The following is a 12,273-nucleotide window of genomic DNA, read 5'->3' on the forward strand; positions in this document are numbered from 1 at the left end:
CGCCCGATTCGGCCCGCCCAGGCGGCGAATCGGGCGTGCGCACCGCGCAGCGACGACCGCACGGGGTCGTCGAGCGGGTGCAGCGAGATTTCGACATCGATGGCCGACTCCGTGGTCAAGGCACACTCCTCCGCATCAGGTCCGACCCTAGGACGTTAGCGGGGCGTACTACTCCTGGGACCGGTTGCGCTCATGCGGATTTCGACCGTGCGGCCGCGCTCAGGCGAACTTGCCCGGGTTCGCCGCGACCGCGCGGCGCAGCACGGGCCGGTTGGCGCGGTAGGCGTCGACGACCGATTCCAGTTCGTGCGGGCTGGCCCCGTGCATGATCACCGAGTGGCAGCCCAGGTCGTATTCACGGGAGATCTTCTTCACGCACTGTTCGGGGGTGCCGTAGGCGGCGGGGGCGAGCCACTCGTCGGGGATGAGCTCGTCGATCCGCTGGAGGGTCTCGAAGGATGCCGAGGCGTCGATGGGTCCGGCCGCCGCGGCATCCTGGTACAGCTGGGTGGCGCGAATGCGGTCCCACACCTGCGGGTCCCAGCCGTTGGTGGTGATCAGGATGTCGGCGTACGCCTGCAGGTAGGTGACGAGGCGGCCGGTGCGGCGGCGCAGCTGATCCTCTTCGGAGAGCGCGTCGCTCGCGGTCGCCAGGCACGACCAGATGCGCACGCTGTCGGGATCCTTGCCCGCCTGTTCCGCGCCGCGGCGCACGGCCGCAACGGAATTCGCGGTCGCCTCGTCGGAGAAGAAGGTGTGCAGCACGACGAAGTCGCCGATCGCGCCCGCGAGCTCCATGGTCTTGGGACCCACGGCGACGAAGCCGATCGGCGGCGCGTCGTCGAGGCCGTTCTGGTGGTAGAGGACCGGCCATTTCCCCGCGGGGCCATCGTGATTCACGATGGTCTCCCCCGCCCACAGCCGGCGCAGGATGCCGACGAAATCCCGCAGCTGCGCCTCGGTGACGGCGGGCAGGCCGATCGCCTTCCAGTTCGCCGCCATGCCGCGTCCGAACGCCATGGCGTAGCGGCCCTCGGTCATGGCCTGCATGGTGGAGCCGATGGTGGCCGTGACCATCGGGTGGCGGGTGTGGTGATTGGTTGCGGCGGCGGCGATTCCGAGGTCGGTCGTGCATCCGGCGAGCCCGCCGGAGAGGACCGCGGAGTCCTTCACGGTCATGCGTTCGCCGATCATGCACGAGCCGAGCCCGAGCCGCTCCGCGTCCCGGGCCTCCGGGAGCAGGACGCGGGCGTCGGCCGGGTGGCGGGTGATGCAGTAGTAGGCCAGTTCGTTGAGTTGTTCGGTCACGAGAATTCCCCAGAGTTTTCGGAACGGAATGGTCGAATATTGTTGTCAGGCACCGAGTTCGGTGAGCATCTCTTCGACGAGCGCCCGATGGTGCAGCAGCACCTCGATGTCCGCGGGCCGCTCCATCTCGCCGAAGTGGATCTGGCGGCCACCGGCGCGCAGGAAGACGACGCTGTAGTTGAGGGCGGCGTACATCGTGTACCAGGTGAGGTCGGCGAGCCGCACGCCCGAGTACTCGGCGTAGGCCGCGCACACGTCGTCCTCGCGCATGAACTCCGGCATCCCGGGGAGGCCGAAGTTGTTGGCGATGGCGTGGAACACGCGGTGCCCGAATACGATCCAGGCCACGTCGAGTTCGCGGGGGCCGATCGTGGCCATCTCCCAGTCCAGCACCGCGACCGGCGTGAAATCCCGGTACATCACGTTGCCCAAGCGGGCGTCGCCCCACGACAGCACGGTCTCGTACGTCGAAGGCTCCGGCAGATTGGCGGTGAGCCAGGCCAGGATTCGCTCCACCAGCGGTGAGCGCCCGGTGTCCCGCACCGAGTACTCGTACCAGGCGCGGGCGCGGTTCAGGTTCCGCTCGAGCAGGGTGTCGCCGGGTTGAGCCGGGTCGAGGAACGCGAAAGTCGTTGCCGCGTCCGGGATCGCGTGCAGTGCGGCCAGGGTCCGGATGGTGTCGTCCTGGACCCGGCGCTGCTGTTGCGGGTCGGCGTCGAAGAGCCAGTTGTTGCCGAAGCTGTAGGGCATGACATCCGGCGGCACCAGCCCGTCGATGCGGTCCATCAGCAGGAACGGCGTGCCGAGCACGTCACCGGTCGGCTCCAGGAACCGCACCCGGGGAACCCGGACGTCGCTCGACTCGCCCACCAGGCGCATGACCTCGAATTGGTCGGGCAGGTTGTAGTGCTCGTAGACGGGGAAGTCGCCGGGGGCCGGGACCACGCGGGCGATCAGGTCGGCGCTGTGCGATGTTCCGGCCTCGCGCCAATTCAGGGTCAGGGTAAGGGTTTCCGCCGACATCCCGTTGCTGTCGATGCCGGATCCCAGCGTGAGTTCCGGCTCGGCCCCCTCGGGCAGCTGGGTGGCCAGCCACGCGGTGAGGCGAGGGATCAGGGCGGCGGTATCGCGGCTGCTGCGCTGCAGACGCATGCCCTGGTCATCGGGAGACGGAGACATGGATCACTCCTGACTGATCGCGAAAAGCTGGAGGTAACAGTGGACCTCCCCTCCGCAATTGTCAACGAGGGTTCTCAAAGAATGTGGATCAGTCCAGGTAGACCGCTATCGCGTCGACCAGGCAGTGGCGTGCGCTCGCCAGTTCGGCGGCCGATGACAGCCGCCTCTCGTTATTGATGCCGCGCATGGCCATCGGGATGAGCCGCTGCACGCCGCGCAGCTTGCCCGCATCCAGCGACAGGTCCGCCAGGAAGTAGTCGAAGGCCCGCAGCCAGGCGTCCTCGTACCCGGCCATGGCCGCGGCGGTCAGCGGGAAGTCCGCCAGCCGTTCGGCCTGACCGGTGGGCAGGCCGCCGCGCAGGGTTTCGACGGCTCGGCCCTCGGGCGTGTCCAGGATGGTCCACATCGCATCGACCATCTCCCACACCCGATCCCGGATCGAGCCGGAGACCCGCGGCCACACCTCGGGGCTGTTGGCGCCGCTGCGATCGGTCAGCTCGATCAGCACCGCCGCCCACAACCCGTCGATATCGCCGAACTGATGCTTGAGCGTGCCCCAGCTGACCCCGGCCTCCCGCGCGACCCGATTCGCCGACAGCGGTTCACCGGATCCCTCGGCGAGACAGCCGATCGCGACATCCAGCAGCCGCTGCCGGGTCTCCCGCCCCTTCCGGTTGAGGCGGGTCCCCGCGGCGGATTGCATGGCCTGAGCCTCGGTGTGCACGGTCGAACGATAGCGCCGGGTTCGCCCCTGAGGCCGACGCCGTCGCAAGTCGTACATCGGCGGCCGGGTCACGCGACCTGAGGATGACGCGGCTCGGCACCTGCGGGCGATGCCGCGAGCGGCCCGGATGCCGAAGATCGAAGGAGAACGAGCACCCAGCGAGAGGACACCTTGTGAGCGTCGACAGCAGCGCGACCGGTCAGGCGAACGCGGACACCATGATGGTCAGCACCATGAACGATCTGCCCGGCTACGAGATCGTCGAAGTCCTCGGCGACGTCTTCGGATTGACGGTCCGCAGCCGCCATCTCGGTTCGCAGATCGGCGCGGGCATCAAGTCCATGTTCGGCGGTGAACTCAAGGGCATGACGAAGATGCTCTACGACAGCCGGATCGAGGCCCAGCAGCGAATGATCGAGCTCGCCCGCGAGAAGGGCGCGGACGCGATTCTCGCAATGCGCTTCGACGCCAACGACTTCGGCGACAGCGGCCAGGAGATCTGCGCCTACGGCACGGCGGTGCGCATCCGGCGGCGGTAGGCGCAGAACTCCCTTCGCCTCAGGCGTGGAGCTCCCGGTGGATCAGGCGCAGGGCTGGCTGCCGGAGGCGGCCACCGGCAGCCACATCTCACCGGCGCCGCCGGGGAGAATCACCGCGTCACTGAGGAAGCCGGGCTGGGCTCCGGTGTCGTACTGGCCCACCAGGTGATGGAGTCCGGCCGCCGCGGGGGTCCACTTGAAGGTGACGGAACTGCCGTTGATGGCCGTCGTACCCGTGTTCGTGCCGTTGTCGACCACCCACGCGTTGCGGACGGTGGATCCCGCGCTCAGGCTCGACAGTACGGCCGACCCCGACGACGCCAGCGAGGCCGGGATGTTCGAAATGGTCACGGTGAGCGCGCATCCCGCCACCGGACTGCCGTGAACCGTGGTGCACAGCGTCGAGGCCGAGTTGCCGCACGACTCGGGGTCCGAGCTCGCGCCACCGGCGACCTGAACGGTCGCGGTTCCGAAGTCGGTGAAGGGCGGCAGGTTCGGGTTGCTGTTGCCGTATCCGAGACCGAGCACATGCGTGCCACCGACGAGCGGGGTCCACGCAATGGTCTCCGTGGATGTCGTTCCACTGCAAGGAGTTCCAGCGGCAAGGCTCGACGTGACCGCCCACGCCGACCGAACGGTCACGCCGCCGACGGTGTCCGACAGCCCCGGCGCCGAGCATCCGGACACCGGGACGACGACATTGTAGGTCTGCCCGACCTGAAAGTTACTGCCCTGCACGGTCATTCCCGTGCCCGCCACGTCGGCATGGGCGGCCGTCCCGCCACCGATCACGGTCAGAACGGAGGCGGCGGCAGTCATGCCGGCCGCGACAAGGGTGCGAGCTGATGTCCGAGTACGCATAGAGCGGTCATTCCCGATTCGACGATGTGAACTGTGCATGTTTCATTTTGCGAATAGCACTGTTCCCCGATCCCCACCCCCTTCGCATGCCCCCGCTTTTGGGGGCGTCCGTTCCCACCCGCGAACTGCGCAGGAGCAGATAAGACAGGAGGCCGATCGGGGACAGCAGGATCGTCACGAACAGAACGGGTGAGATGAGCCAGGCGGAGATCGAGCGGGCCCTGCTGTCGAAATAGATCCAGCGGCCGATGAACAGGTCGAAGCCGATCAGGTGTGCCCAGATTGCGGCGGCTCCCCAGTCTGCGCCAAGGATGTCGCGCAGGGTGTGGAGGTCGGGGCGGGTCATGGCGGCGAAGAATTGGGGGAAGTGCGGGAGCATGATCGCCAGGTAGACGAGCAGGGGTGGGACCGCGATCCACGGCGAGGAGAGCAGTCGTGCGGTCCAGCGATGTCGCGGGGCGAGGATCATGGCGGCCCAGAACGGGGCGGCTAGCCAGAAGACCAGGGTGAACAGGGTGGGGATCATCGGCGCACCGCCCAGGTGGCGGCGGCGGAGGTGGCGATCAGGAGGATGCCGAGCGCGGTGAGGGTCAGCGCCTGCGGATGGACGATCGACTCGCCGCGCAGGGCTTGCCAGGTCACCACGCCCAGCAACACGGCATAGGCCGCGGCGGCGATCGTGACCAGCCGGGTTCGGCGGGCGACGTCGTGCAGGGCGGGCAGGCGGGTCGCCAGCAGTTCCAGGGCGATCACCACCAGCGGAATCAGTTGCAGGGCATGGATTCCCACGAAGTGCGGGATGCGCAGGTCGCCGCCGACAGTGCTCCAGCCGAGCAGCGGGAGGCCGGGGCCGCCGTCGGGCAGGCCGACGGTGTGCGCGCCCGCGATGAGGCGGGGGCGGCTGCCCTGCGATTGGGTCGGCAAGACCATGAGGAATCCGAGTGCCATGCCGATCAGGGACAGCACGGTACCGTAGCGAATTCCCAAGGCGCGGGCCCGATCCGGGCCCGGGTTACGCCACAGCACCAGCCCGATCGCGGCGGTGGCCAGCCAGACCCCGGCGATCGAAATCCCCATCAGATACCAGAGGGTGCTGTTGAACGGGGTGCTCAGATTGAAATGGCTGGTGGTTCCCCGCACCACCTGGACCACGATGATCACCATCTCGAGGCCCAGCAGCAAAGCGGCCACGCTGCCCGCCCAGCGCGCGAGCCGCCCACCCCTGGGCAATTGCGGGATGAGCCACGCCCAGGTGACCGCGTAGATCAGTACGGAGAGAGCGAATTTCGCCGGTTTGTCCCAGGCGGGCAGGCCGGTGATGACCCGACGGTCGAACACCATGCCGCCCACCGAGATAACCACCAGCACCGCCATGGCCGCCGCCAGCCAGAGCAGCGGCCGATGCCAGGACGTTCGAACGGGAGCAGGACTGACAGTCGTAGCACTCATACCAGATAGCGTAACTATCGATAGTTAGACTGTCCATGCTGTTACTGCGGTGGTGAGCGCGACTCAGGTGTGCGGCGGGAACTGGCCGTCGGCGGTCACCTTGGTGCCGTTGAGGGTGAAGGTGACGACGCTGGGTCCGCCGGTCGGGCAGCACATGGCCTCATTGCCTTGCAGCCAGTGATAGGTCAGCGTCAGCGAGGTCCGGGTGTGGCCGGTGATCTGCGTGTACATGTACGGGTCCGACGTCGCGGTGCCGAGGTATTCACCACCGGTGAAGAAGAGGATCTGGGTGTACGGATGATTCACATCCGAGTCGATCTCCATCCAGGACAGCGCCCCGTCGCACCCCGCCGACAGGGCAGTGTCACTGCTCTGCCCGACCTTCCACCCCCGCACCGGCGGCGCGGCCTGCCGAGCCAGCGCCGACTGCGCCAACTGAGAATTCACGTCGAAGCACAGTCCGTGCCCGCTGCCCGCCGGTGCCGCGGGCTGCTGCGCCGCGGCCGTTGCCGTCGTCGCCGAACCCCCCGGCGTGCTCGACGGGCCGCACCCGCTCACCGCGAGCACTACCGCTGCCGCCGCCGAAACCAGCGCCGCTGACCTGGCCTTCATGATTCCCCTCCGCTCACGTTGCACGACTGGATCATCGAGTACGACGGAATCCGCGTTATCCCCGGCCCTCCGGTCGGCCGGGTTCCGGAGTGCGAGAATGCGTTATGAGCATCAAGATCGACGGGCTGGATTCCGCGCTGCTGGCGGAGTTGGCGGCCGATCCGCGAGCGCCGATCCTGGAGTTGGCGCAGCGGCTGGGGATCGCGCGGAACACGGTGCAGGCCAGGATGAAGCGGCTGGAAGCCTCCGGGGTGGTGCGGGGCTATCCGCCGGATGTGGACCTCGAGGCGATCGGGTTCGCGGTGCACGCGTTCCTGGGGATCGAGCTGAATCAGAACAAGATGAACGACATCGTCGAGGCGCTGCGGGAGTTCCCGAACGTGCTCGAGGTGCACGCGACCACGGGGCGCGGGGATCTGCTGGTGCGGATAGCCGCGCGTTCGCAGCCGGATCTGCTGGCGATCATTCAGCGCGTGCATTCCATCCCCGGGGTCAAGCACACCGAAACCATGCTCGCCCTGGCGACTCCGGTGGAGTATCGGTCGCTGCCGCTCGTCGAGCACCTCACGAGTCAGGCGGCCGCCGACTGACGCGCGGAGCGCTGTGACGCTGAACAGAATGATGCGCGCGTCACAGTGCTCCAGATCACTTTTGAGCAATCTGATCAACTTTTCGCGCCACGGTTGACACAGATCACACATCACGGCAGATTTCGCTGCACCGATCGCTTGATCCCCTTCGTGTGCAGCTCACAAGGCTGTGGAGAGTTGGTGACTGTCCATGACCGACGTTGCCTGGGCGCCTGTACGGCAGGCCGAACCGGCTACGCCCTATGACCTCGCCGACCGCTACCGGTCGGGCGCGGGTCCGGTCCTTCTCACCGGTGTGCAGGCCATTGCCAGATTGCTGGTCGAGCAGCATGTGCGCGATATGCGCGCCGGACACCGGGTCGCGACCTTCGTGTCCGGCTATCAGGGCAGTCCGCTCGGCGGGGTCGACAAGATGTTGCTGGGGATGCCGAATGTGCTGGCCGAGCACGACATCGCGTTCGTGCCGGGCTTCAACGAGGAGCTCGCGGCCACCGCGGTGTGGGGCAGCCAGGCCGATCTGCCCGCCGGGACGCCGACCCACGATGGCGTGGTGGGGGTTTGGTACGGCAAGGGTCCCGGCGTGGACCGGGCCACCGATGCCATCCGGCACGCGAACATGTACGGGGTGAACGCGCGCGGCGGCGTGCTGCTGCTGGTGGGCGATGATCCGGCCTCGAAGTCCTCGACGGTGCCCGCGGTGAGCGAGCGGTCGCTGGCGGCCATGGGTGTGCCGGTGCTGTTCCCGCGCAATGCCCGCGAGATCATCACCATGGGCATGCAGGGCGTGGCCCTGTCCCGCGCCTCGGGCTGCATCGTGGCCATGAAGATCGTGGCCGATGTCGCCGACGGCGCGTGGACGGTGGACTCCTCGGTGGCCGAACTGCCCATTTCGGTGCCCGAAGTGCAGTGGGAGGGAAAGACTTTCGCCTACCGGCAGCGGCCGATGGCGGCCCCGGCGGACAGCGTGCTGGCCGAGGCGGATCTGTACGGACCGCGCTGGGCGACCGTGCGCGCGTTCGGGGCGGCCAATGAGCTCGATGTGATCGAGGTGGATCCGGCCGACGCGCGGCTCGGTATCGCCGCGACCGGCACCACCTTCGACGCGGTGCGGCAGGCGCTGGTCGATCTGGGCGTGGACGAGGCGGCCATGCACCGGGCGGGGATCCGCCTGTTGCGCATCGGCATGCCGTATCCCGTTGGGGCGCAGCGGGTCACCGAGTTCGCGCGCGGCCTCGACCAGGTGATCGTGGTGGAGGACAAGACCGCTTTCATCGAGACCCAGATCCGCGAAATCCTTTACGGCACCGCCGATGCCCCGCGCATCCTCGGCAAGCTGGACGGAAATGGCCTGCCGCTCATGCCGTTCGACGGCGAGCTCACCGCGGGGCGGCTGCTGGCTCCGCTGCGGCGGGTGCTGCGCGATCACGTCGAGCTGAAAAAGGCTCCCCCGCCCGCGCTTTCGCTGGAGGTACTGTCCGCCAAGCGCACCCCGTACTTCTGTTCCGGCTGCCCGCACAACCGCTCCACCGCCATCCCGGAGGGTTCGATCGGCGGCGGCGGGATCGGCTGCCACACCCTGGTCACGCTGTCCGGGCGCAGTGACAGCGCGGTGACGGGGCTGACGCAGATGGGCGGCGAGGGCAGCCAGTGGATCGGGCAGGCCCCGTTCACCGATGTGCCGCACCTGTTCCAGAATGTCGGCGACGGCACGTTCTTCCACTCCGGGCAGCTGGCCGTGCAGGCGTGTGTGGCGGCGGGGGTGAACATCACCTACAAGCTGCTCTACAACGAGGTCGTCGCCATGACCGGCGCGCAGGACGTGGAGGGGCAGCTGTCGGTCGCGCAGCTGACGCACAAGCTGACCGTCGAGGGCGTCAAGAAGATCATCATCTGCGCCGATGAACCCCAGCGGCACCACCGCAAAGCGCTCGCCAAGGGCACGCTGCTGTGGCATCGCGACCGGCTCGACGAGGCACAGAAGATGCTGCGCGAGATCCCCGGCGTCACCGTGCTGATCTACGACCAGCACTGTGCCGCCGACGCCCGCCGCCAGCGCAAGCGCGGCACCCTGCCGGTGCGCAATACCCGCGTGGTGATCAACGAGGCGGTGTGCGAGGGCTGCGGCGACTGCGGCACCAAGTCCAACTGCCTGTCGGTGCAACCGGTCGACACCGAGTTCGGGCGCAAGACACGCATCGATCAGACCTCGTGCAATACCGATTACAGCTGCCTGGACGGCGACTGCCCGTCGTTCGTCACGGTGGAGGTGAACCCGGAGAGCAAGGGGCGCAAGGGTTCCAAGCGCAAGACGGCCGAGCCGCCCGCCGTCGCCGATCCCGGGCTGGGCGCGCCGCTGGGCACCCAGAACGTGCTCATCGCGGGCATCGGCGGCACCGGCATCGTGACGGTCAACCAGGTGCTGGCGACCGCCGCGCTGCGCGCCGGGTACGCGGTGGAGAGCCTCGACCAGATCGGACTGAGCCAGAAGGCGGGGCCGGTGCTGTCGCACCTGCGGTTCTCGGCAACGGAATTGGAGCCGTCCAACCGGCTCACCCCGGGCAGCGCGGACTGCATCATGGCCATCGACCTGCTGGGTGCGGCCGATCCCAAGAACCTGCAATACGGCAATCCGTCGTCGACCGTGGTGGTCGCCTCGACCAGCCAGACCCCGACCGGGGACATGGTCTACGACAAGTCGGTGGCCTACCCGGAGACCGGGTCGCTGCTGGAACGTCTTGCCGCGGTGTCGGATTCACTGTTCGACTTCGACGCGCTGGCGGCCGCGCAGCGGCTGTTCGGCAATACCGCCGCCGCCAACTTCCTGATGGTCGGCGCGGCCTTCCAGACCGGCGGCCTGCGGCTGCCCGCCGCCTCGATCGAAGAGGCGATCGGCATCAACGGGGTCGCGGTCGAGGCCAATATCGCGGCCTTCCGGTGGGGGCGGGTCGCCATCGCCGACCCCGACGCCTTCGCGGTGGCCACGGAATCGGCTGCGGCTCGGCGTAGTCCGCGGGTCGCCCCGGCGGAACTGCTGGCGGGCACCGACTTCGACGGCGAGGTCCGGCGGGTGGTCGAGTTGCGTGCCGCCGAACTGGTCGACTTCCAGAACGTGAAGGTCGCCCGACGCTACGTCGAGACGGTCCAGGCCGCCTGGACCGCCGAGCGCACGGTCACCACGCGCACCGAGTTCAGCGAGGCCGTGGCGCGCGGGCTGTACAAGTTCACCGCCTACAAGGACGAGTACGAGGTAGCCCGCCTACTGGTGGATCCCGCTTTCTTGGAAGAGGTTTCCGCCCAGGTCCCCGGCGGCGAGAACCTCACCTACAAGCTGCATCCCCCGGTGCTGCGCGCCATGGGCCGTAAGAAGAAGATCGGCCTCACCCCCAAATCCCATGTGGCCCTGAAACTCCTCGCCAAGGGCAAGGCCCTGCGCGGCACCAAACTCGACCCCTTCGGCTACGCCCACGTCCGCAAGGTGGAACGGGAACTGCTGTCCCACTACACCGAGATGATCCATCGCCTCGCCGCCGGACTCACCGACCAGAGCTACGCCGCCGCCACCGAGGCAGCCGCCCTGCCGGACCTGGTCCGCGGCTACGAGGACGTGAAACTCGCCAACGTCGAGCTCTACCGAGCCCGCCTCCGCGACCTCGGCCTCGACGGCTGAACTCGCGCACTCCCGATCAACTCCATACCCCTTCGTCGTACGGCGGTCCCCACCGCCGTGCCGCGATGAGCCGTGCCGTGAACCCGGCACCATCCGGCCGCCCACCACGCGGCCACCCACCCGCCGCCACAAGCGGCGTACTGAAAGGAATCGATTGTGACCGCAATGCACACCGAGGCAGGGGTTTTCGGCCGCGCACACGAACTCAGCGCCCGCGGCCACGAGCAGGTGGTGTTCTGTGAGGACGACAAGAGCGGGCTCAAGGCGATCATCGCGATTCACTCGACCACGCTGGGACCGGCATTGGGCGGAACCCGGATGTACCCGTATGCGAGCGAGTCGGCGGCACTGGACGATGTGCTGCGGCTGTCGTGGGGCATGACGTACAAGGCCGCGGCGGCCGGGTGCGATCTGGGTGGCGGCAAGGCCGTCATCATCGGCGATCCGGCGCTGGACAAGAGCGAGGAGCTCTTCGCGGCGTACGCGCGGTTCGTGGAATCGCTTGGCGGGCGGTACATCACCGCCGGTGACGTGGGCACCAATACCGACGATCTGGATGCCATCGGCCGCTACACCAGCCATGTCACCGGCCGCAGCGCGGGCGCGGGCGGTTCCGGCGACAGCGCCCGGCTGACCGCACTCGGCGTGTTCAACGCCATGCGCGCAGGTGCCGAATCTGTTTGGGGCGCACCAACTCTGGCCGGTCGCACGGTCGGCATCGAGGGCGTCGGCAAGGTGGGCAGCGAACTCATCGCCCTGCTACTCGCCGACGGCGCGGAGGTTTGCGCCACCGATGTGAACCAGGCCGCGCTGGAACGCCTTTCGAGCACCCACCCCTCGGTTCGACTGTTGAGCACCGTCTCCACCGCTCCGGTCGACGTCTACGCCCCCTGTGCGCTCGGCGGCACGCTCACCCTGTCGAGCGCCGAGGCCATCGAGGCGAAACTCGTCTGCGGCGCGGCCAACAACCAGTTGGCTACGCCCGCAGTGGAATACAGCCTGAACGAGCGCGGTATCACCTGGGTCCCGGATTTCGTGGCCAATGCGGGTGGGCTCATTCAGGTGGCCGGCGAGCTGCGCCAGGCGGCGCCGGTCGAGGTCGAAGACGCGGTGAGGGGCATCTTCGACCGCTGCCGCGACATCATCGCGGAATCCAAGGCCGAGGGCATCGGCACCGGTGCGGCGGCCAACAGGTTCGCGGAACGGCGTCTGGACGCCATCCCCCGGGCCCTCTAGATCGCAGTAACAGAGAGGAAAACGCAAAGTGGCGTTCGCGAGCGGAATGTTCCGCACCAAATCGGTCGAGCAATCGATCCGGGATACCGATGAACCGGATTCCAAGCT

11 protein-coding genes are annotated in these 12,273 nt (G+C 68.0%); 4 read left to right on the forward strand and 7 right to left on the reverse strand.

Going from position 1 to position 12,273, the window contains the following annotated elements; all coding sequences use genetic code 11:
- Positions 1–219 precede the first annotated feature (219 nt).
- The 3 genes from ACWELQ_RS21630 to ACWELQ_RS21640 all read right to left on the reverse strand — a co-directional run bounded on the left by ACWELQ_RS21630 (position 220) and on the right by ACWELQ_RS21640 (position 3,211).
- Positions 220–1,308, reverse strand: a complete 1,089-nt coding sequence (locus ACWELQ_RS21630; RefSeq protein WP_452398848.1) for a TIGR03857 family LLM class F420-dependent oxidoreductase — start codon at positions 1,306–1,308, stop codon at positions 220–222.
- A 45-nt stretch (positions 1,309–1,353) separates the two neighbouring features.
- The gene (locus tag ACWELQ_RS21635; RefSeq protein WP_452398849.1) at positions 1,354–2,487 is read right to left on the reverse strand and encodes a phosphotransferase family protein; all 1,134 of its coding nucleotides are present in this window, start codon (positions 2,485–2,487) and stop codon (positions 1,354–1,356) included.
- Positions 2,488–2,575: 88 nt separating this feature from the next.
- Entirely contained in the window at positions 2,576–3,211 is a 636-nt protein-coding gene (locus ACWELQ_RS21640) for a TetR/AcrR family transcriptional regulator (protein WP_452398850.1), read from the reverse strand.
- 218 nt (positions 3,212–3,429) lie between these two features.
- On the opposite strand from ACWELQ_RS21640, the gene ACWELQ_RS21645 reads away from it, so the two are divergent.
- On the forward strand, positions 3,430–3,750 hold the full coding sequence (locus ACWELQ_RS21645; RefSeq protein ID WP_452398857.1) for a YbjQ family protein: 321 nt from the start codon (positions 3,430–3,432) through the stop codon (positions 3,748–3,750).
- Between the two features lie 42 nt (positions 3,751–3,792).
- Here the strand turns inward: ACWELQ_RS21645 and ACWELQ_RS21650 are convergent, their stop codons facing one another.
- The 4 genes from ACWELQ_RS21650 to ACWELQ_RS21665 form a co-directional block, all read right to left on the reverse strand.
- Entirely contained in the window at positions 3,793–4,569 is a 777-nt protein-coding gene (locus tag ACWELQ_RS21650; RefSeq protein WP_452398851.1) for a hypothetical protein, read from the reverse strand.
- A 49-nt stretch (positions 4,570–4,618) separates the two neighbouring features.
- Positions 4,619–5,137 carry an ABA4-like family protein gene (locus ACWELQ_RS21655; RefSeq protein ID WP_452398852.1) on the reverse strand — a complete coding sequence of 173 codons (519 nt, stop codon included), beginning with the start codon at positions 5,135–5,137 and terminating at the stop codon, positions 4,619–4,621.
- A complete protein-coding gene (locus ACWELQ_RS21660) occupies positions 5,134–6,060 on the reverse strand; it encodes a hypothetical protein (protein WP_452398853.1) in 927 nt (308 codons plus the stop codon). The genes ACWELQ_RS21655 and ACWELQ_RS21660 overlap by 4 nt, the downstream gene beginning before the upstream one ends.
- 63 nt (positions 6,061–6,123) lie before the next feature.
- Positions 6,124–6,672 (reverse strand): LppP/LprE family lipoprotein, encoded by a 549-nt coding sequence (locus tag ACWELQ_RS21665; RefSeq protein WP_452398854.1) that lies wholly within the window; start codon positions 6,670–6,672, stop codon positions 6,124–6,126.
- Between the two features lie 104 nt (positions 6,673–6,776).
- Here ACWELQ_RS21665 and ACWELQ_RS21670 point away from each other — a divergent pair, with 104 nt between their 5' ends.
- From ACWELQ_RS21670 to ACWELQ_RS21680, 3 genes are all read left to right on the forward strand, one after another.
- On the forward strand, positions 6,777–7,262 hold the full coding sequence (locus tag ACWELQ_RS21670; protein WP_452398855.1) for an Lrp/AsnC family transcriptional regulator: 486 nt from the start codon (positions 6,777–6,779) through the stop codon (positions 7,260–7,262).
- 190 nt (positions 7,263–7,452) lie between these two features.
- A complete protein-coding gene (locus ACWELQ_RS21675; protein WP_452398856.1) occupies positions 7,453–10,929 on the forward strand; it encodes an indolepyruvate ferredoxin oxidoreductase family protein in 3,477 nt (1,158 codons plus the stop codon).
- A gap of 165 nt (positions 10,930–11,094) precedes the next feature.
- A complete protein-coding gene (locus ACWELQ_RS21680; protein ID WP_452398858.1) occupies positions 11,095–12,165 on the forward strand; it encodes a Glu/Leu/Phe/Val family dehydrogenase in 1,071 nt (356 codons plus the stop codon).
- The last annotated feature ends 108 nt before the right edge of the window (positions 12,166–12,273 follow it).

It is taken from the genome of Nocardia sp. NPDC004722 (assembly GCF_053601505.1).